The following is a 21,630-nucleotide window of genomic DNA, read 5'->3' on the forward strand; positions in this document are numbered from 1 at the left end:
ATTTTCGAGCTACGAAGATAGTAATTTTGAGAATTAAACCTTAGGATTCATTTTTTATTTTAGGTGTTGTCCAATATCTTAAGGTTCACCAGCTCGATCTTCGTGTTTGAGGCTTTTAGAATTTTAAAGCGGTAGTTGTCTATATCAATGATCGTATTGATTTTAGGAATACTTTCGTGGTGGAATAGTATAAATCCGGCAAGTGTTTCAAAGTTTTCTTTAACCGGAAATTTCAAGTTGTATTTCTCATTCAGGTCGTCCAGTTCAATGCGTGCCGAAAGGACAAATTCATTATCACTAATTTGTCGTTCTACAAAATCAACTGTATCATGTTCATCTTCAATTTCTCCAAAAATTTCTTCTAAAATATCTTCGCTGGTCACCATTCCGGCAGTACCTCCAAATTCATCAACCACGATAGCAATGCTTCGGTGTTGCTGAATGAATTTACTCAACAATTTACTTGCGGGCATGGTTTCAGGAACGATTAGTACCTTTTTCAAATTGGACCGAATAGATCCGGGATTCGCGAAAATTGTAGAGTGATGGATATAGCCAATAATATTGTCAATATTATCCTGATAGAAAAGGATTCGAGAATAGCCCGTTTCAATGAATTTCTGGATAAGCTCTTCCATGTCTGAGTTGACATCGATAATCTCAATTTCAGTTCGCGGAACCATAACTTCTCGAAGTTTCACTTTTGAAAAGTCAAGGGCATTTCTGAAAAGCTTCACTTCGTTTTCAAGTTCTTGTTCACGCATTTGCTGATCTTCATCTGTTTCGTTCACGAAATAATGCAGATCAATTCGGTTAAATACCTTTTTCTTGGTATCCTTTCCATAGGAAGATTTAAATATTGTTGTGAGCAGAACACGGGAAATACCGATGGTTAATTTAGATAGTGGATAAAATAAGAAGTAGAAAATAAATAGGGGGAACGAGAAGAAACGTAGGAATGTGTTCGGATTTATTCGGAATAAGGTTTTTGGCAAAAACTCGGCAGTAAAAAGGATGATTAGCGTTGAGGTGATTGTTTGTGACAGTAAGACAAAAGTATCGTTGGGAATGAAATTGAAAAACAGGGGCTCTAAAAGTTGAGCAAATGCAATACCATAAATGACAAGCGCAATATTGTTGCCGATTAGCATGGTAGCAATATACTGCCCCGGGTTTTTTGTGAAAAGTGATAGAATACGTCCGCTAATAAAGTTTTGCTGTTTGTCCAGTTCAAGTCTTAGTTTATTGGCTGACACAAAAGCGATTTCCATCCCGGAGAAAAAAGCAGAAAATAAAATGGTAGTAAGAATAATGACAATTAGGATTTCCATATTCAACTATTCTTCGACTTCAATATATAGCGGTCCTTTAGGATTTTTTATTTTCCAGTTTGCCAGATTCTGATCTGATTCAAACCCGATACCGGTAATTACCTGATCTTTACGAATAATTTTTACAAATTGTTCGGAATAAATTTTTTCTTTCTCTTCTTCCCAAATTAATTGTTCTGTTTTTAAGGTGTCGCCCTGAGGGTTTACAGCAACCACATTATTTTCGGCTTCCCATCTTTTTTCTTTCTCAAAATAACGGGCATAGTTGGAGGTAATACTAGCTGTTTGCTCCATTTGCTCGTTATATTTTTCAATTTTCACACCTTCCGGAAATTCGATGAATGGGTCATCAACTTTATCAAAATTGATCAATTTAGGGGTAATTAGTTTAAACCGAATGATTGTTGAATCAGAATGAATCATCTCGTAGTCTTCAGCTTCGGCGCTATATAGCTTTTCGCCCGACGATACTTCTTTTATTTTCTCAATCTTATTGGCGCAGGAAAAGAAAAGCACTGCAATTCCCAGAGAGAGAATTGCAATGCTTATGCTTGAATATTTTGATTTTATTTTTTTACTATTTGACACGAGCTTTGGTCGTTTCATTTATCCAGCTACCGATAGTGTAACTTTGACCTTCTTCAAATCCCTGAAAGAACATCGTTTCTTTGTCAGGGAAATAACGTCTGTAGATTGCAATTTTTTCATTTGCACTTGCAAATACATCAGGATCCACACGTTTTGCTTTTTGGTAATAATCTACCGCCAACCAATACAATGATGCATGTTCAAAGTCACTTTCGCCATAGTATTTACTATATTGAGCATAAATATCGCCCAGCAAAATGTATGCACGACCTGAGTTCGGATTATTTTGAATAGCCTTACGAGCAAGGTCTCTCGCTTTTTGAAAATCATTCTCTTTTGCGAAGATGAACAAGCCTAATTCGTAATAATACTTGGCTAATAGCTCTTTGTCGGTTTCCGATTCGATTGCATTTTGGTAATATTCCTTCGCACGGTCAAACTGATCACGTTTTACAAACAGACGAGCCATGTTAAAAGCTGCTTCGGCAGAAGGTTCCAGGTCGTACAGTTTTTCAGAAGCTGTTGCAAAAAGCTCACTTTCTGTACAGTCTCTACGATCCAGAATCCGGAGCATTTTCTTCAAATCATCAACATTCTGAACGATTTCGTCATACTGTGGTTCATAGAGCGATATTAATGCTTCACAATCAGCAGCACCACTGGTTTGGAAAAGTCGATCAACCAAATCTTTTGCAGTTAAATATTTTTCGCTCTCCGGTTCTGTTTTGAGGTAGTTATTTATAATATCAGAAGCTGTTTGATAGTTTGCAGCAACTTGGTCCTTTGGAAGCTCCCCCATGATGAACAGTCGTTTCGTCGCTTGCATAAACACAACTAAAACAGCTACCTCTGATTCTTTCTTTTGTAAATTGATTGATTCTTCTAAGTAGCCGTAACCTGTCTTGAGAATCGATTTTAATTGATCGTCATCAAGATTTTCATTGGCTAATTTGAATTTCAACAAGTCTGTTCCCTGACGTCCGCGGACATAACCTTTTTGATTGAAGTATTTAATACGACGGTCATAAATTGAAATTAAAGAATCGATGTATGCATTTTTTTGATCCCAATCTTCCGTGTTGTTGATTAGGTACTCATACATGTTTGATCCATGGATATATAAGTTCAGAGTTGATTTTGGATACTTATTGTAAACTATTCTCCATGGCTTCATGGCCGATTTATAATCATCTTGTTTGTAAAACTGATCATACATCGAGAGATTATTCATGAAGTCGCGATCTTTAGCTTTGACTAATTCCTGACTCGTCCGTAGATCTACGTCACCCTCATCAGCAGTGGCACCTCCTGTTGGGATTTCCCCATCAAAACTAAAGTCGATTTTATTACTACTGTTTCCTTCAATATCAAATTTGCGTGAATCGTCAATAAAAGTAAATCTCAGGTATTTCGATTTTTCATCTGCTTCGATTTCATATTTTCCATCAAAGCTGGTCATGAATGTATCGTTTGATTTATGGGCTTCAACTGTTACCCCTGCGGCTGGCTCTCCATCTCGGTAGACGGTGCCCTTAATTACTCGCTGTGCAATGGATGAAAATCCAGTTATAGCAACAATTGCTATTGTTAGCAAGAATGTTTTAGAAAATAAAGGTTTCATGATCAATTTTATTTTTAAGTTACACTTTTTTGTTAATCGAATTTTCGTTGGACAAACCACCGATCAAACAAGTTCAAATATAAACTTATTTTGGTATAGTTTTCACGAATTAAGTTATCCTCAATTGTTCCTCTACGTCCAAATTCCAATGCTAAATTGATTGTTGACTTTGAACGATTAACTGGAAGGCCTACTCCAAAACTCATGCCATATTCGTTAAGTTGTTGGCTGTTAATTTTTAAGTAGGACTTATCAAAGTGTATACCTGCACGGTAGCGGATACGTTTTATATAACTGCGGATCGAAGTTGCTTCCGGAATATATTCGGCACCAAAACTTACTTTAGTTTGGTCTGTCAATTCGGAAACCGGGCTTCCAAAAAACTTGGCTTCACTCCACTTTGAATGATGGAAATCTGCGTTAACTTCAAGTTTGTTTAATATGGTATATGACACTCCAACCCCAATACTGGTAGGCAATTGAATTTTACCGGGCTCATCTACGATTGTGCTCACAGAGTCTGCCAATGTACTCCCGCCAAAAGATAAAATCTTTTCTCGGTTTAGACTATGGAATGCGGTGAATTTTGATTTTTTATCCAACGTAGCGCCAATTGTTAAAAAATTGTCATTTTTCAACTTCAGGTCGTATTGAATACCAAGTAAATACGCAAAATCACGAAGCCTGGTTTGTTCGATCTCGTTTAACCCATATTGTTGGGTATCATCAATAAAATAAATCGAATTGTTTTGATTTAAGGTGCCAAATAGATAATAAACGTTAGCTCCAACTGACAATGATTCTGTAAGGTTAAAGCCTGCTCCAAAATAGGCTTTCGAAATCGTACCTGTTCCAAAATAACTATATCCTATCCGACCAATTTCTGGATCATCTTCCTCAGTATATATTTCATAGCCTTTGTCTGCATATGGAGAAATCCCCATAGTTGCCGCAGACCATCGGGTAATTGGAAAACTGAAAGAGAAATATCTGAAGTTGACATCGTTGGTTGTAAAGCTGTTCGATGCGGACTTGTATTCCGATAATCGACCATCTGCTCCAAATTCGAATATAAATGACAAACTGTCGATTGCAGGGTAGGATGCGGGATTTGAAGAGTTGATTTGCACCTGATGCCTACTTCCGAGCGATGCACCCCCCATTCCTGCAAAACGTCCTTGGGAATAGCCGTGAAGGTCTCCCAGACCGAAACGAGAAAATGGCGATGAAGTGTTGTTATTTTGTGCGAATGAAGTTAGTCCCATTAGAACGAATAATCCGCAAGTGAAAATTCCACTAAGTCTTTTTAACATTGTGTTCCAGAATTCTGTTTAAACCGATGAGCGTTAAATTAAAGGCTACAAAGATGGTTTTTTTAAATTTCTTATCAAAGAGAATCGCATCTCCGCCAGTGATAATGATTTGTAATTTTTCGTAAATAGTGTTAAAGTGTTCGATGTATTTTTCGACTTCAAAAAGCAAGCCCATTTGTACGCCCGACTGAATGGCTGATTCAGTGTCTGTTCCTATCAATGGAGTTTTTTCGTTTTCCCGCAGTAGGGGTAGTTTCCCGGTAAATTGGTGAAGTGCTTTAAAGCGGGTGGTCAAACCCGGAGAAATGTTACCTCCAAGATATTCGTGTTTAGAGCTGATGAACTCGTAAGTGATTGCCGTGCCAGCATCGATTACCAGCACATTTTGATTTGGGTAAAGTACCGTTGCTCCAACTGCTGCAGCCAATCGGTCCTTGCCAAGAGATTCAGGAGTTTTGTAGCGATTGATTATTGGGACAGGCGTGTCAGCATCTAGCTCAATATAGGTGTCAAAAGATTGCCGTAGAAAATGCTTTAATTCTGCGGAGTAATCACGAACTGATGAGACGATTACATTTTTCAGATCATCATGTTGCAGAAGTAGATCCTGAATATGCTCTGGATGCAATTCGTCCACAACGATATGATGCAAGATCTCACTATTTTCGAATACCGCAAGTTTGATCCGACTATTGCCTATATCAATAACCAGATTCATTCTTCTAATCGCTGGCTAATATCCATTGCTTGTACTGAGTGCGTCAATGCGCCAATTGAAATGAAATCAACACCAGTGGCAGCCACGCCTTTGAGTCGCTCAATGGTCATGTTTCCTGAAGCTTCAACTTTTGCTCTTCCGTCGATTAGTTCTACTGCTGTACTCATGGTTTCGTTGTCCATATTGTCCAACATGATAATGTCGGCACCTGCATTGAGTGCCTCCACGACTTGTTCCATCGTGGTTGTTTCAACCTCAATTTTAATATCAGCAGGAACTTTGTCCCGGATTTGTTCTACTGCCGGTGTTATTCCTCCCGCTACTTCTATGTGGTTATCTTTAATCATGACCATATCGAACAGTCCGATGCGATGGTTTGTTGCGCCCCCGGTTTTCACTGCATATTTGTCGAGCATGCGAAAGCCTGGCAGTGTTTTACGGGTATCCAATATCACCGTATTGTAGTCTTTAACCGCATCAGCATATTTGGCCGACATAGTTGCAATTCCTGATAAACGTTGAAAGAAGTTCAGCGCTGTACGTTCGGCAGTGAGTAGTGCGCGGTACGAAGCTTCGAAACGAACCAAAACGGTACCGTTTGTAACACTTGCTCCTTCTTCAACTTGAGGTTCCCAAACCAGCGATTCATCCAACTTTCTAAAAACCATTTCAGCAATTGGTAAACCGGCAATTACTCCATCGGCTTTGGCAATCATATAGGCTTTACGACGGGTTTCTGCCGGAATCAGATTATCGGTTGTGATGTCTCCTGTTGCAACATCTTCGTCTATCGCCAGGTTGATTAGTGTGTTGGCGGCTTCAAGTTCTTTTGCGTTCATCATTTTTGTATCGGAATAAAAAAAGGTTCTTGATATTTTTGCTGAATAATATGTAGTCTGAAGTCTGGTGATTCTTTTTGGAAATCTTCACGAATATGACCTCCGCGGCTTTCTTCCCGCAAGAGAGCCGATTGTGCAATTAGTAAACAAATCTCAACGATTTGTCTCGTTTTTAGTTGGTTATAATCTGTCAGCTGCTCAGGAATTCGGGTGTTAATTTCGTGTAGCTTATCAATGGTTTCCTGAAGAAATCGACCTTCTCTAACAATTCCAACATTCTGGGACATCAAATCCGCGATTTCGTTTTTAATGTTCAGGAATGCTTGTTCATTTTCTTGCTTGTTGGTTAGCGCTTCGTAATTTTCAGCCTTTGTTGTTTTGGGCTTTTGCAATGAAGCTTTTTCGGCAGCACGCTTGCCAAAAACTAAGCATTCCAAAAGTGAGTTGCTGGCTAGCCGGTTGGCTCCCATAACGCCTGTCGAGGCGACTTCGCCACAGGCAAAAAGGCCGGGAATGTTCGTTTCTCCATCCAGATCGGTTTTTATGCCACCAACCATGTAATGAGCTGCCGGAGCAATGGGGAGCAAGTCTTTGGTCATGTCGTAACCATATTCCTGCAGCTTTTTACAAATGTTTGAGAATCGGTTTTTTATTTTCTCTGCATCCAGGTGTTTCATCGAAAGATAGATGTGCTTGCTTTTGTGTTTTTGCATTTGCCGGTAAATCGAAAATGCAACAATGTCGCGTGGAGCAAGCTCTGCCAATGGGTGAACTTCTTTCATGAAACGCTCTCCGATTGTGTTAAGCAGCCAGGCTCCCTCACCACGTACTGCTTCGCTAATCAGAAAAGCGTCTTTGTTTTTCACAAAGAGTGCTGAAGGATGAAACTGGATAAACTCCATATCGGCTAATTGTGCACCGGCTTCGTATGCCAATGCAACACCATCGCCTGTTGCGGTGTGTGGATTGGTTGTTCGGCTAAAAATACGCGATAAGCCACCGGTCGCCAGAATACAGGCGTTGCCTTTGAAAATTACATTTTCGCCCGAGACAAAATCAATTGCTTGCGCTCCTGTGCAACGACCTTCTTCAATAATTAATCGGGTGACCGCCGTATATTCAAATGAAGTAATAGTTTCCTGATTACGAACTTTCTCAAGCATAAAGCCGGTCAGCTCTTTTCCGGTCGCATCTCCGCCGGCATGCAATATTCTTCGCTTGCTGTGTCCTCCCTCAAGACCTAAAATATATTCACCATCTTTTTGGTCGAACTTCATTCCCATGTTAATCAATTCTAACACTCGGTCGCGACCTTCGTTTACCAGAATCTTAACAGCCTCTTTCTCACATAGCCCTCGCCCTGCAATAATTGTGTCGTGATAATGTAACTTCGGAGAGTCGTCTTCGTTTATTGCTCCCGCAATTCCTCCTTGTGCATAGTACGAATTACTGGTGTCCAACTGTGATTTTGTAATAATGGCAACAGTACCATGTTTCGACGCATGATAGGCAGCTGATAGCCCTGCCAAACCGCTACCAATTACAATGGTGTCAAAATTTATAACTTGCATTTACGTTGACTTCAAATCAAATAAGAGATGCAAAGGTATATAAAACTGATTTACCAGTAGCTTATAACGTTTAGTTTTTGTTATGAATTCGACTCCATGGAAGAGTTAAATTTATGAAAAGTTGGATTAAGAAAAATTTACAAATAAATTTGAAATTCTTGTGATTATATTTCGATCTTGCGAAATTTTAATCTTGAAAAATCTCCAATGCGTAAAAATGACAGGAGTCAATAAATTAGGAATTTGTTTTTCAATCGGTTAAACTTTTTATCTCAAATGACATCTAAAAAAATCAATTCAGATGTTTATATTATCTCAATAAAGCTAACATGGTGTTGAACCCTTGTATGTTACAATCCAAATAAATCGAACATGAACTGGAGAAAAATTACGTTTGTTGTTGTAGGTCTTATTATTTTGCTGGGCGGATCTGCAGTGTTGTCAAAATTATTTATTTCAATGAAACCGGAAGCGGTCCAGAAACCCGAAACTGAAGTGAAGCGCTATGTATCTGCTGAGCAAGTCGACTATTCAGAGGTCATTTCATCGGTTGAAGCACAGGGTCGAGTTGTGTCGGGAAACGAAGTTCTATTGGTTGCCGAAGCCCCTGGTAAAATTGAACTTGGCGATGTGAGATTAAAAAAGGGGACCACTTTTAAAAAGGGACAACATCTTGCAACAATATATAAAGATGAGGTTGAATTGGCCTTGAAAAGTAAAAAGAGTCTATTCCTGAATAGCTTAACCAATATCCTACCCGATATTAAAATAGATTTTCCAGATCACTATCAGAGTTATTTGAATTTCTTCAATACGATCGATTTAAACGAGACACTTCCGGATTTGCCCGATTACAACGATGAAAAGTTGAAGGTGTTTTTAGCAAGTCAGGGTGTTCTTAATAGCTATTACAGCATCCTTCAAGATGAAAAGAAGCTGGAACGGCATTCAATGTATGCTCCATTTGATGGTACTTTTACCAGGGTCAATTCTGAAGTTGGTGCTTATGTGAATACGGGAGGACAAATTGCGAATATGATTCGAACAGATTTGTTGGAGTTGGAAGTTCCTATTGAAAATGAATTTTCGCGTTGGATTAAAATTGGAGATCAAGTTACGGTCAATAAAGGAAGTCTTGAATTGTCAGGGAAGGTCGTGCGAAAAGCAGCTTTTGTTGACGAGAGTACGCAGTCGCGCAGTATTTTTGTTAAGGTGGATTCGAAATACAATGATGTGTTATTGCCAGGCGAATATCTATCGGTCGTTTTCCTGGGATTACCAATCAAACAGGCCATGGAAATTCCCCGGAGTGCTGTTTTTAATACAAATGATGTGTTTGTAGTTGACGAAGGTTTTTTGAAAAAGAAGCAGATTCATATTATAAAAGTAAATACTTCAACTTTGATTTTTGATGGGCTGGAAGAAGGCGAATACGTTGTGACGGAATCATTGATTAACGTGAAGGAAAAGACACCAGTTGAAATATTGGAAGCTAAAACAATTGGAAATACTGAAAGTTAAGAAATGAGAAAACTAGTTGAAATTTTTGTTCGATTTCCATTTTACGCAAACCTAATCATCGTATTTCTGCTTGTAGTTGGTGGGTTGAGCATGTACAACATGAAAAAGTCGTTCTTTCCGGAACGACCTTCACGAAATATTTATATTTCTGTTTTCTACCCCGGAGCCTCTCCCGTGGAAATGGAAGAGGGGGTTACTTCGCGTATTGAAGAAGCGGTGCGTGGCATTCCCGGTATTTATGAGATTACGTCAACATCTTCAGAGAATTCAACTCGTGTTCAGATTGAGATTACAGGAGACATCGATATTGACGAGACCCTGATTGAGGTCAAAAATGCAGTTGACGGGATATCGTCATTTCCAACCGCGGCAGAACGACCAATTGTATATAAACAGCGTACAACTTCGCGGGCCATGTTTTTAAGAATGACTGGCGATGTTGATTTGTTGACACTAAAAGATTATGCGCAGCAGGTTGAAGAAGAGTTGCTGGCATCGGGAAAAGTGAGCCAGGTATCCATATATGGTTTTCCCCAGCTTGAAATTTCAGTTGAAGCATCGGAGGAAACGCTGCTTCGTTATGGGCTGACTTTTTCAGATTTACAAAATGCGATTTCGCAAAACAATAAAGATGTTTCCGGGGGCGAGATTCGTTCCATGCAGGAAGAACTCATCATTCGATTGCGCTCCAGAAGTGCTGACCCCAATAAAATTGGAGATATCGTTCTTCGCGCCGATACGGATGGCAGTTTATTGCGAATCAGAGATGTAGCCACCGTAAAAAAGAAATTTGCAGAGACACCAACAAAAAGCTTAATTAAAGGGAAACCAGTCATTACCCTAAGTGTTTCCAAGTTGATTGTGGAAGATTTGGAAGAAATTGATCAATATGTTCGTGGTTATATTGAAGAATTTAATACCAAACATCAAGGAGTTGAAATAGATATTACATTTTCGTTTCTGGAGTTGTTATATAGCCGTTTAGACCTGTTGTATACAAATGGATTTCAAGGGTTGGTGATGGTGGTTCTGGTGTTGGGGTTAATGTTGAGTACTCGCCTTTCCTTATGGGTCGCCTGGGGCATTCCTTCCTCATTTCTGGCCATGTTCATCGTTGCAAATTTAATGGGAGTAACAATCAATATGATCTCGTTATTTGGGATGATTTTGGTTATTGGAATACTGGTAGATGACGGAATTGTTATTGGCGAGAATATTTTTCAGCACTTTGAAATGGGAAAGACTCCAATGCGAGCTGCTATTGACGGAACTGTTGAGGTAGTTCCAGCTGTTGTTACCTCCGTTTCAACAACAATGATTGCCTTTGCACCCCTGTTTTTTATATCGGGTCGAATGGAGATGATGTATGAAATGGCATTTATCGTGTGCGCCAGCCTGTTCTTCTCATTATTTGAAGCATTTTTTGTTTTACCGGCTCACCTTAGCAGTCCTGCGGTGTTAAACGAACGCGCAATGAGTTCAAAAGCAAAAGGTTTGCGAAAGTACACTGAACGGTTTTTCTCCTGGCTGCGCGATTATGCCTATGACCGGGTTTTGAAGTTAATCGTACAATGGCGTTATGTCGTTATCGGCATTCCGGTTGCGATGTTTTTAATAACGTTTGGACTAGTTGGAGGACAGATTATCAAGACGACCTTCTTCCCAAGAATGGAATTTGACTCATTTAACATCAATATTGCATTTACGCCTGGTCAAGGTGAAGCACAAACAATGGCCTACCTGGAACATTTTGAAGATGTTGTTTGGGAAGTAAATGAAGAAATGAAAGAAGATTATAATGATTCTGTTGACATCATCAATAATGCATTCCTGAGTTTAGGGACCGCCTTTGATGGACAGGAAACGGGAGCACATGCAGGAAATATAAATGTCTTTCCGCGAAATTCAGAGGAGACCGGAATCAGCAGTTATGAAATTATAAACCGGGTAAAGGAAAAAATAGGACCGGTAAATGAGGCAGAAAAGTTTACAATTGGAGCAAGAGGTCGTTTTGGAGCTCCCGTGTCCATAAGTTTATTGTCACGAAATATTGAAGAGATAAGAGCTGCGAGGGATTTTCTAATCACAAAGTTGGAGGAGATGCCCCAGTTAAAAGATGTTGTTGATAATAATTCACTTGGAAAGCAGGAAGTCCGATTGAAGTTGAAGCCCTTGGCTTATATGCTTGGTTTCAATGAATCATCCATTGCAAACCAGGTGCGGCAAGGGTTTTATGGAGGTCAGGCTCAACGAATACAGGATGGGCGTGATGAATTGCGAATTTGGGTACGATATCCGAAAGAGGACCGTGAAACGATAGGACAAATGGAGCGAATGAAAATTAAAACCGCAAAGGGAGAATATCCGCTGACTGAGTTGGTCGATTATCATTTGGAGCGTGGTCCGGTTAATATTCAACGTTTTAATGGGAAACGAGAGATTCGTGTTGAAGCTGAACTTGTTGATCCGGATGCTTCGGTTACTGAGATACTGGAGCAAGTTGGAGAAACTGTTGTGCCGGAATTGAAGGTGATGTATCCCGGAATCCAGGTCGAATATCAAGGGCAACAAAAAGAGAGTCAGCGAAATATGAATGATATGACGTTGTATTTTCCGCTCGCATTTTTGATAATTGTTTTTATTCTGATGATCAATTTTAAATCTTTCGAACAGCCTCTGCTAATCCTGATTATGATTCCAATGGCGGTTCTCGGTGCGATATGGGGGCATGGAATACACGGAAAACCTGTTTCAATTTTGAGTGCCTGGGGAATTGTTGCTCTTACCGGGGTGATTGTAAACGATGCCGTTGTATTTCTGGAAAAGTACAATTTGCAAATAACACGAGGTACGAAAGTTCGCGATGCTATTGTTGAGGCCGGGAAAAACCGCTTGCGACCAATTATACTGACCACCTTAACCACTTCATTTGGCTTATTCCCAATTGTGTTAGAAAAAAGCTTTCAGGCACAGTTCTTAATTCCAATGGCTATTTCATTGGTTTATGGAGTCGCTTTCGGAACCTTGTTTATCTTACTTTTCTTCCCGGCATTAATCATGATTTTGAATGATATCCGCAGAGTTGTTCGTCAGTTGTGGTACGGTCGCAAATTTGAACCCGAGGAGGTTGAAATTGCCTACATACATAGTTTGAGAAAACTTGAAAAAATTGAGAAAAAGGACAGTCAAGATGAATAAAAAATACCAACCCTTTTCAATAATGGATAAATTGGTGAAGATGACAATATTTGGAATATTGTTGCCAGCGTTTTTATTTGCATTTGCAACTACGAATGCCCAAACCAGCTTAAGCTTGAACGAGGCTATTGCAGCGGCTCTTGAGAATAACTATGACATCACCTTAACGAAGAATGATTTAAAAGTTGCCGAGTTGAACAACAGTTGGGGGAATGCCGGGCGATATCCGTATGTCGGGGTTTCGGCAGGAGCTAATTTCTCGAACAATCTCAACGAGAATGACGATTTCCAACAAAGTCGTTACTCAGGTGGACTAACGGTCAATTGGACTTTGTTTGATGGTTTTTCGGTAAACATCAGCAAGCAGCGATTTGCCGAACTGGAAAACCTCTCGAAGCAAAATACAGCGATCATGGTCGAAGGTACCATTCAGGCGGTGGTGCTGGCTTATTACGCTGTTTTGTTAGAGAAAGAGCAACTGGAAGTTTTAAAGGATGTCATGCTGCTTTCCGAAGATCGTTTTAAACGAATTGAGCAACGAAGAGAGTTTGGTTCGGCTGTAACCTTTGAGGTTTTACAGGCAAAAAATGCCTATTTAGATGATAAAACAAACTATTTATCACAGCAGGTAGGCTATAAAAATGCCCTGCGTGACCTGGCTTTTCTGATGGCTGACAACACCAACAATACCTTTCAGTTGGATGATAAATTTGAAGCCATTCCGGTTGAGTACAATTTAGCCGATTTGCATGATCAGCTGATTGCCAATAACAAGAGCTTGAAGAATCAGTACATCAACCAGAATCTTTTGAAAAACGCTGTGATGGCTGCTAAAAGTTCATATTACCCAAATTTGTCATTTTCGGGTGGAGTTACTCACACACGAACCGGAATCGATTTGGAGAGTACAAACAGCGGTTACTCGTGGAATGATGTTGATAATATGTACGGTAATTTCACCCTGAGCTATAACCTGTTTAGTGGCGGCAACCGGAAGAGGGCATTACAAATTGCTAAAATTCAACAAGAAAGTGGTGATGTTGAACTTGACCAGATGCAACATGAGCTGTTCAATCGGATGGATAATCTGTATGAATTCTATCTGGTTCGAAAGGAATTACTGGATGTGGCCGACGAAAATATGGAAGCTGCTAAACTGAATTTGCAAATTGCTCAGGAAAAATTCGACAATGGGGCGATCAATTCGTTCAATTTTAGAGATGTGCAACTGATATATCTGAATGCCTCATTGCGAAAGCTTCAGGCGATTTATAACTTTATTGATACGCACACGTCGCTGTTGCGATTAACGGGAAGCATTATTCAGCAATACGAATAGTTGCTTGAAGACATTTAATTGGATCGTGTCGGGATAATTGTTCCGGGCTTTTTTATTAAAGCCCAAGAATTTCATTCCAAATCTGTTCACTTACCGGAATTCCACTTTTAAGGTTTTTCATTCGTGTTTTAATGGTATGCTGTCCCGGATATCTGATTGAACCATCCGGATCGGTTTTTTCAGCTTCCAGAAAGTCGTCCAATATCGTTTGCACCGTTTTTTCAATTGCCGGAAAATTGGGTAGTTGTTTCAAATCGATGGCAACAAAAATTTGCGAAATTCCATATTCATCCTGACTTTGTCGTGTTATTTGTGAGGTGGAAAGGCCTGCTGAAAGGATCGTGGCGAGCAAGTCAAGCATTAACGAAAGTCCCGCTCCTTTCCAGTAACCAATAGGTAAAGGGCGGCGAGTCTCTAAAATCTCTCCAGGCAACGTACTTAACTCGTCTTTTTCATTGAATCCACCCGGCAAGGGTAATTGCTCATTCTTCCTTTGCAAGTCTTCCATTTTCCCATAGGAATATTGAGACATCGCCATATCTAAAACAATAGCTTCATCTTGATACGGAATAGCAAAAACCAGCGGATTATTTCCCAGCTTACATTCTTTGGCTCCCCAAGCCGGAAGGTTGGCAATGGTGTTGGTCCAACCAATAAACGCAAACCCTTTTTGGGCGCAGTGCCAGCCATAAGTTCCACCCCGCATCCAGTGGTTGGTATTACCCAAAGCCAAAAGCCCGATGCCATTTTCCAAAGCCAATTGCATCACTCGTTCTGATGCCAATAGTGCATTGGTAGGACCCGGGGCTAATTTGCCATCCCATTGTTCGATGCCACCCATGCTGGCAACTTTTTCAGCTTTGGCATGTGGATTTATATAGCCTTTCTGCACATACTCAACAAAACGTGGAAACCGATTTACTCCGTGCGAATAAATGCCATCCAAGCTATTTTCAGCAAAAATGCGTGCACAAGTTTGCGCCTTGTCTTCCGGAAAATCCATCTTGGTTAAGATCCGGATGAATTGCTGCTTCATGTCGTCAAGGCGAATTGCTACCATTTTCTTAGTTGTTAGTAAGCAAACTCTACAGCTGCTTTTGCATGAATTTCAGTTGTGTTGAAAAGTGGAATCGTACAATCTTGTTGCTTGATGAGTAGTGGGATTTCGGTGCATCCAAGAATAATTCCTTCAGCTCCGGCAGCTCTTAGTTTTTCAATAATTGTTAAAAAACGCTGTTTACTTTCAGGTAAAAACTGGTTGATCAATAGTTCGTTGGTAATGCAGTGGTGAATAAAGCTCCGGTCATCTTCTTCAGGAACCAAAACGTCGATCGATTTTTCATTCAACTTTTCTTTGTAGAAGTCCATTTCCATGGTGTATTTTGTGCCCAACAGACCGACTTTTTTTAGTCCGGTGTCAGAAATTACAGATGCTGTTTCTTCGCCAATGTGGATTAATGGAATTTTCAAAGCTTGCTGAATGTCACCAGCATATTGGTGTGAAGTATTGGCACCCAATAGCAGACAATCAGCACCGGCTGCTTCCAATTTTAACGCCGTGTGTTTTAAGGTGAGCATCACCGATAGTTGATCGTTTTTCTGAATCATGGCATCAATCTCGCCAAAATTGACAGAATAGATTATCATGCGAGCAGCATGCAGTCCTCCTTTTTTTTCATTCATTAGCTGGTTAATCAATCGATAATATTCGGAAGTTGATACCCAGCCGGTTCCGCCAACAAGACCAATGGTTTTCATAGTGCAGTTAATAAAATGTTTTCAGTAATTGAAAGCTGATATGAAAGTATGAAAAACAAAAAAGGGTTGCAACAGCAACCCTTCATATTGATCGTAATTTTGCGTTATAATTTTTTGAGCTTAATGTTTTTGAACCAAACATCATTTCCATGATCTTGCAAAGCGATGTATCCTTCTTTGGCAACATCTGCCCAATCCGGATTCAAACCAGGGAATTTACTGTCAGCAACCAATGCGTTCCAATCATCAGTCCACAGGTGATACTCAACAACAACTTCGCCGTTTTGCTTATGCACAACCGTTCCCTGGTAGCAAATAATTTCAACACTGTTCCATTCTCCTGTAGGTTTGGTATTTTGTGGATCTGCAGGAATTAGATCATACAATGACCCAGCCTTTCGGTTTCCATCTTTTCCAAGTATCGCATCAGGATGGCGTTCGTTGTCCAAAATCTGCATCTCAGGTGCTGTTTTGTAAATTGGCCAATCTTCAACTTCTTCTCCCAGGTAAAAAATACCCGAGTTTCCGCCTTCAGAAATTTTCCATTCTAATTTCAATTGAAAATCTTTAAATTTCTCATCGTACAGAATATCACCACCATCCTCTGCACCGGCCTCGCCTTCGCCAGACCCCTTACACATTAAAGTTCCATCAACAATTTGCCATCCACTTGGAAAATGATCTTTGTTGTAACCTCTCCAGCCTTGGCTGGTTTTTCCATCAAATAGCAATACCCAACCGGCTTGTTTTTCAGCGTCGGTTAAGGTGTTGTCTGGAATAGTTTCTTCAACTTGAGCCGATTTTTCCTCCTTGGCTTCTTCTTTTTTCTTTGTGCCCGAATTACAGGCTGTAGCTACTGCAAAAATAGCTGTGAGTAGTAGCAAAAATTCTCTTCTCATGGTTATTAATCTTTTAGGTTATTGATATAAATTCTAATGAATTTATTTTATTCGATGCGAAATTAATAAAAAACACAGAACAAGCACTAAACAAATTGAAATGGCTTTTTGGAGGAATCTTTAAAAATTTCATCCAATTAAAATGAAAGTTTTTAAAGGTATTGGATGTAACTCCCTCATTATAATTATCCTTGTTTGAGAAGCACTCTTGTATGGTCGTTTTCATGCTGATTTAAGTTTTTGCTTTTTTTTCTGAATTTGAGTTAAGTTGATGTAGTCAAATCCTTTATTGTATGGAGAAAAGGGGCATGAATTTTCAGCTTTTCATCAAAAAGCGGATTTCTTTTAGTAATTTCGATAGTTGTTTTTAACTGGTCACACTGGAGTGACGTTTATAAAATTTGTGATAATATGGGTACTCATAAGTCAAAGCGAATAGGAATTTTAACAGCGGGAGGAGATTGTCCCGGTTTAAATGCAGCTATCAGGGGTGTTGGAAAAACCGCTATCGTCGATTACGGGATGGAGGTGATTGGATTTAGAGCAGGTTATGCCGGCTTAATTGAAAAAGACTATGTCGAGTTGAGTGAATCACATCTTTCAGGGATTCTTACACTGGGAGGTACGATATTAGGTACGTCGCGAGTAAAACCTTTTAAGTTTGTGAATGAGGGTGATGACGAAAAGCCAGAGTTGATTAAGCAAAATTACCACGACTTAAATTTAGATGCGCTTGTTTGTATCGGAGGCAATGGCACGATGAAAACAGCAGACAGACTTGCCGCAGAGGGAATTAATGTAATTGGGATTCCAAAAACCATTGATAATGACGTTTGGGGAACCGATGTAACTTTTGGTTTCGACTCGGCCTTGCAAATTGCAACAGAAGCTATTGATCGACTCCATACCACGGCAAACTCGCACCAGCGGGTCATGATTATTGAAGTAATGGGCCACCATGCAGGTTGGATTGCTCTTTATGCCGGAATGGCCGGCGGGGGCGATATTGTTTTGATTCCTGAAGTGGATTATAATATTCGGTCGGTTTGTAAAAAAATTGAGGAGCGTTACGAGGGTAATAAACCGTACTCAATTGTCGTGGTTGCTGAAGGGATCAATCATCCGAAGAAAATTTCAGCAGCAGCACACATTGGAGAGGCCATTTCGTCCTATACCGGAATTGAAACCCGTGAAACCGTCTTGGGATATGTCCAGCGTGGAGGAAGTCCGACTCCGATGGATCGGATATTAGCTACCCGTTACGGAGCTTTTGCAGCGCAATGCATTGCTGAAGGAAATTTTGGGACGATGGTAGCTATAAGGAATAATTACCTGGAAACAGTTCCGCTGGCCGACGTTGGTGGCAAGTTGAGCTTAGTTGAGCCAGACAATCCATTGATTTTGAAAGCGCGAAAAATGGGAGTTTCGTTTGGAGACGAATACCAGGAATTAGGTTAATTCTGAAAAATAATTATCAGTAAAAATCTCTGCCGTTTGGTGGAGATTTTTTGTTTTGAAGATCATTTATTTCTTGTCAATCGATGCATTAAACCGGAATCCAATTCCATGCAGATTGATGATTTTAATATCCGGGTCACTTTTCAGGTATTTACGCAAACGGGAAATAAAAACATCCAGACTCCGTCCTAAATAGTAATCATCCGATCCCCATACATTTTTAAGAATGTCGGATCGGCTCAACACGGTATTCGAATTTTCGCAGAAGTAACGCAACAATTCAGCTTCTTTGTAGGTCAGTGTCCTTTTTTCATCTCCATGTTGAAGGGTCAGGTTGTCAAACAGAAAATCAAAATGGCCAACTTTACAGCTGCTTAGTTCGTCTTTTTCAACTTCTTCGGTGTGGCTTCGTTTAAGAAATACTTTGATGCGTAAAAGCAATTCTTCCATGCTAAATGGCTTGGTGATGTAGTCGTCGCCACCAAGTGTAAAACCGTTAATCTTATCCTCGGTCATTGACTTTGCTGTCAGGAATATAACCGGAATAGAAACGTCTTTTTCACGTACTTTTTTGGCGAGCGAAAAGCCATCTAATTTTGGAAGCATAACATCAAACAAGCAGAGGTCGAACTGTTTTTTTTGAAAAACGTCCCAGGCTTCTTCCCCGTTTTCAGTGGCCTTTACATCGTAGCCGGCTTCTTCCAGATTATCACGAATAATGAAATTTAATGTTTTATCATCTTCAACCAGCAGAATTTTTTTTCCTGTAAGTTCCATGTCGCTATTTCTTCGGAATTATTATCGTAAATATACTTCCTTTTGGCGAATTATCAGCGACTTCTATCTCCCAATCATGCCGTGCAATTATTTTTCGCACATAATCCAATCCCAATCCAAAGCCTTTAACATTGTGAATATCACCTGTTGGAATTCGGAAAAAACGACCAAATATCTTTTTCCGAAACTCCTTGGGAATGCCGATTCCATTGTCGGCAAATTTTAAGTAAATCTGCTTTTTGCCTTCAGATAAACTGACCCAAATGTTCGGCGCTTCATCACAATATTTGATGGCATTGTCTAAAATATTAAAAATCACATTTGAAAAGTGAAGTTGGTCTGCTTTTACGTTCCAGTCAGAAACTGAGCTTTCGAAGTTGATTGCGTACGTGTTCCCATTTTGACTGGTTTTAAAGTCTTCGATGCTTTTTTGGACAAAAGAATTGAGCTCAATGGCTTGAAGGTCAATTTGAAGTACCTGTTTTTCGATGCTGGCCATTTGAAGTACTTTGTCGACCTGGGCTGAAAGTCGTTGAGTCTGCTCACTAATAATATTGGTGTATTCCTTCAATCGTAGGGGATGGTTAATAATTTTTGGATCCGAAATAACCTTTGATGAAAGATCGATGGATGCAATGGGCGTTCTAAACTCGTGAGTCAGGTTATTGATAAAGTTTTTCTGAATCTCACTCAGCCGTCGCTGTTTAAAAATGACAAATAAAGTATACCCGAAAAATAGAATAACGATAAGCATAAACCCACTAACAACATACCAGGCATGAATTTGGTTACTATAGTATTTTGACCGGTTGGGGAACGAAACCCCAAAGTAGTAGGTGTACTTTTCGCAGGTGGGTAAACCACATTCTTTTTTAGCCGATTTCGTGTTGTAGTGCTGTTCAAAAAGGACATCTTCAGCGCCGCATCCGTCAACCGAACGGTTTACAAGCAGCTTTTCCTGAAGGGAGTCATTCTCTTCATTCAAATACTTGCCATATACCATTTTCTCATTTTCACAATCGTAAATGGCATATTCAAAATCAACTTTCAGGTTATGGTTTTTAAATTCGTCCAATAAAAAGTGTTCCAGTAAGTCGGGGTGGATATCTTCGTTGACATTCACAACATAATAGTTGTTTGAAATCTGGTCGACCTCATTCGTAAGATTGGGCTTTTTTTCCTTCCCGGTTAACTTTTGATTATAAATAGCAAGTTTGTGGGCAACACCATTTAAAGCTTGTGTTGTTGATTCGTGAAACTTTTTCTCATTAAGGTCCACTGTATTCTTTAAAAAGAAGAATTGAATCAAAATGATTCCCAACACGGAGAATGTAGCCAGTATAATGATGTATCTTATTGTGTTCCTTCCCATTATTTTCCCTCTTACTCGATTGGCGAGTACGAAACTACTGATTCTTTTGATACCGCATTATTCCATTAACAACTCATTAACAAAAGTTAGTGATGCATTAACACCTTTGGGAGTGAAGCTTTTATAGCTTTGCTATCGGTTTTTTCGATAATTAACGATTGAATATTATCTTTGACAGAGAATTAAAATACCTTATACAAAAACAGTAGTTATGAAAAATTTTTTCATCGTTTTGATCTTAATGTCTTTTGCTGTTAGCAATACGGTTATTGGGCAAACAACTCAAGCCAAAATCGATTTTGAAACCTTAGAACATGATTTTGGAACGTTTAAAGAAGAAGATGGATCGCAGACTTACAGTTTTGAGTTTACGAACAATGGCGCGTCGCCACTTATTTTAAACAATGTTCGGGCGTCTTGCGGATGTACTACTCCACAGTGGACAAAAGATCCGGTTGCTCCGGGAAGAGACGGCCTAATAAAAGTTAGCTATAACCCTCGAAACCGGCCAGGCCCTTTTAACAAAACAGTTACTGTTAGTTCAAATGCTTCAAATCCAACCGTGATTCTTCGTATTAAAGGAAATGTTGAGGAACGCGAGCAAACATTGGCAGAGAAATATCCTCGTGAAATTGGCCCATTGCGTGCGAAGACCAATCAAATATCGTTCGTTAAAATTTTAGAAAACGAAACAAAAACAGAAGAATTGGTTGTTGTAAACGACTCCGACAAACCTGTAAAAGTAGAATTTAAAACTCCTCCGGGACACCTGACCGTGAAAGCTGACCCCGAGACTATTCAGCCAAAACAAGAAGGTAAAATTATTGTGACTTATGATGCTGGCAAGTTGAATACCTATGGTTTCATGATGCACCGTATTTACTTAATTATAAATGGAGATACGAACTATCGTAATTCAATTGGTATTTCGGCAACCATTGAGGAAGATTTTTCAAGTCTTACAGCTGAAGAAGTGGCGAGTGCGCCGGTTGTAAGCTTTGAAGAGAAGACATTTGATTTTGGCGAAATTAATCAGGGAGATGAAGTTGAGCACACATTTACGATCAAAAATAGTGGACAGCGTGATTTAATTATCCGTCGGGTAAAAACATCATGCGGATGTACGGCAGTAACTCCTGAAAAGAAAATTATTTCGAAAAATGAAAGTGTACCGTTGAAGGTGAAGTTTAATTCAAGCGGGAAACGTGGTCGTCAAAATAAGTCAATTACAGTGATTACCAATGACCCCAAAAATCCAACCACAATTTTGCGGGTCTCATCGAATGTGAAAACCGCCGGATAACAACAAAATAATAAGAACTTGTAA

The 21,630-nt window shown here is 39.7% G+C and carries 17 protein-coding genes; 5 read left to right on the top strand and 12 right to left on the bottom strand.

Annotated features, from left to right (window positions below; genetic code table 11):
* Positions 1 to 59: 59 nt before the first annotated feature.
* The 7 genes from GR929_RS04095 to nadB are packed head-to-tail and all read right to left on the bottom strand — an operon-like array spanning position 60 to position 7,981.
* Positions 60 to 1,331, bottom strand: a complete 1,272-nt coding sequence (locus GR929_RS04095) for a hemolysin family protein (protein ID WP_159517659.1) — start codon at positions 1,329 to 1,331, stop codon at positions 60 to 62.
* Between the two features lie 6 nt (positions 1,332 to 1,337).
* Positions 1,338 to 1,919 (bottom strand): LPS export ABC transporter periplasmic protein LptC, encoded by a 582-nt coding sequence (gene lptC, locus GR929_RS04100; protein WP_159517660.1) that lies wholly within the window; start codon positions 1,917 to 1,919, stop codon positions 1,338 to 1,340.
* Positions 1,909 to 3,540 (bottom strand): tetratricopeptide repeat protein, encoded by a 1,632-nt coding sequence (locus GR929_RS04105; protein ID WP_159517661.1) that lies wholly within the window; start codon positions 3,538 to 3,540, stop codon positions 1,909 to 1,911. Before GR929_RS04105 ends, lptC begins: the two co-directional genes overlap by 11 nt.
* Before the next feature lie 32 nt (positions 3,541 to 3,572).
* A complete protein-coding gene (locus GR929_RS04110; RefSeq protein WP_159517662.1) occupies positions 3,573 to 4,853 on the bottom strand; it encodes an OmpP1/FadL family transporter in 1,281 nt (426 codons plus the stop codon).
* Entirely contained in the window at positions 4,837 to 5,571 is a 735-nt protein-coding gene (locus tag GR929_RS04115; protein WP_159517663.1) for a type III pantothenate kinase, read from the bottom strand. The genes GR929_RS04110 and GR929_RS04115 overlap by 17 nt, the downstream gene beginning before the upstream one ends.
* A complete protein-coding gene (gene nadC, locus GR929_RS04120; RefSeq protein WP_201300899.1) occupies positions 5,568 to 6,413 on the bottom strand; it encodes a carboxylating nicotinate-nucleotide diphosphorylase in 846 nt (281 codons plus the stop codon). The genes GR929_RS04115 and nadC overlap by 4 nt, the downstream gene beginning before the upstream one ends.
* A complete protein-coding gene (gene nadB / locus GR929_RS04125; RefSeq protein ID WP_159517664.1) occupies positions 6,410 to 7,981 on the bottom strand; it encodes an L-aspartate oxidase in 1,572 nt (523 codons plus the stop codon). Before nadB ends, nadC begins: the two co-directional genes overlap by 4 nt.
* Before the next feature lie 372 nt (positions 7,982 to 8,353).
* Here nadB and GR929_RS04130 point away from each other — a divergent pair, with 372 nt between their 5' ends.
* Genes GR929_RS04130 through GR929_RS04140 form a run of 3 tightly spaced genes read left to right on the top strand, consistent with a single transcriptional unit; the run spans position 8,354 to position 14,039 of the window.
* Positions 8,354 to 9,502 carry an efflux RND transporter periplasmic adaptor subunit gene (locus GR929_RS04130; protein WP_159517665.1) on the top strand — a complete coding sequence of 383 codons (1,149 nt, stop codon included), beginning with the start codon at positions 8,354 to 8,356 and terminating at the stop codon, positions 9,500 to 9,502.
* Between the two features lie 3 nt (positions 9,503 to 9,505).
* On the top strand, positions 9,506 to 12,700 hold the full coding sequence (locus tag GR929_RS04135; RefSeq protein ID WP_159517666.1) for an efflux RND transporter permease subunit: 3,195 nt from the start codon (positions 9,506 to 9,508) through the stop codon (positions 12,698 to 12,700).
* On the top strand, positions 12,693 to 14,039 hold the full coding sequence (locus tag GR929_RS04140) for a TolC family protein (RefSeq protein WP_159517667.1): 1,347 nt from the start codon (positions 12,693 to 12,695) through the stop codon (positions 14,037 to 14,039). Before GR929_RS04135 ends, GR929_RS04140 begins: the two co-directional genes overlap by 8 nt.
* Before the next feature lie 55 nt (positions 14,040 to 14,094).
* On the opposite strand, the gene yiaK is transcribed toward GR929_RS04140, so the two are convergent.
* The 3 genes from yiaK to GR929_RS04155 all read right to left on the bottom strand — a co-directional run bounded on the left by yiaK (position 14,095) and on the right by GR929_RS04155 (position 16,696).
* Positions 14,095 to 15,099 (bottom strand): 3-dehydro-L-gulonate 2-dehydrogenase, encoded by a 1,005-nt coding sequence (yiaK, locus tag GR929_RS04145; RefSeq protein WP_159517668.1) that lies wholly within the window; start codon positions 15,097 to 15,099, stop codon positions 14,095 to 14,097.
* Positions 15,100 to 15,110: 11 nt separating this feature from the next.
* Positions 15,111 to 15,797: an aspartate/glutamate racemase family protein gene (locus GR929_RS04150; RefSeq protein ID WP_159517669.1), complete on the bottom strand. Its 687-nt coding sequence runs from the start codon at positions 15,795 to 15,797 to the stop codon at positions 15,111 to 15,113.
* A 104-nt stretch (positions 15,798 to 15,901) separates the two neighbouring features.
* The gene (locus GR929_RS04155; RefSeq protein WP_159517670.1) at positions 15,902 to 16,696 is read right to left on the bottom strand and encodes a 3-keto-disaccharide hydrolase; all 795 of its coding nucleotides are present in this window, start codon (positions 16,694 to 16,696) and stop codon (positions 15,902 to 15,904) included.
* 411 nt (positions 16,697 to 17,107) lie between these two features.
* On the opposite strand from GR929_RS04155, the gene GR929_RS04160 reads away from it, so the two are divergent.
* A complete protein-coding gene (locus tag GR929_RS04160) occupies positions 17,108 to 18,154 on the top strand; it encodes an ATP-dependent 6-phosphofructokinase (protein ID WP_159517671.1) in 1,047 nt (348 codons plus the stop codon).
* A gap of 66 nt (positions 18,155 to 18,220) precedes the next feature.
* Here GR929_RS04160 and GR929_RS04165 read toward each other — a convergent pair whose 3' ends face one another.
* Positions 18,221 to 18,931 carry a response regulator transcription factor gene (locus tag GR929_RS04165; protein ID WP_159517672.1) on the bottom strand — a complete coding sequence of 237 codons (711 nt, stop codon included), beginning with the start codon at positions 18,929 to 18,931 and terminating at the stop codon, positions 18,221 to 18,223.
* A gap of 4 nt (positions 18,932 to 18,935) precedes the next feature.
* The gene (locus GR929_RS04170) at positions 18,936 to 20,303 is read right to left on the bottom strand and encodes a sensor histidine kinase (RefSeq protein WP_159517673.1); all 1,368 of its coding nucleotides are present in this window, start codon (positions 20,301 to 20,303) and stop codon (positions 18,936 to 18,938) included.
* A gap of 211 nt (positions 20,304 to 20,514) precedes the next feature.
* Between GR929_RS04170 and GR929_RS04175 the strand changes: the two genes are divergently transcribed.
* Positions 20,515 to 21,606 carry a DUF1573 domain-containing protein gene (locus GR929_RS04175; RefSeq protein ID WP_159517674.1) on the top strand — a complete coding sequence of 364 codons (1,092 nt, stop codon included), beginning with the start codon at positions 20,515 to 20,517 and terminating at the stop codon, positions 21,604 to 21,606.
* Positions 21,607 to 21,630: the final 24 nt, after the last annotated feature.

The sequence above is a fragment of the Sunxiuqinia indica genome, from assembly GCF_009847015.1.
Classification (GTDB): Bacteria; Bacteroidota; Bacteroidia; order Bacteroidales; family Prolixibacteraceae; genus Sunxiuqinia; species Sunxiuqinia indica.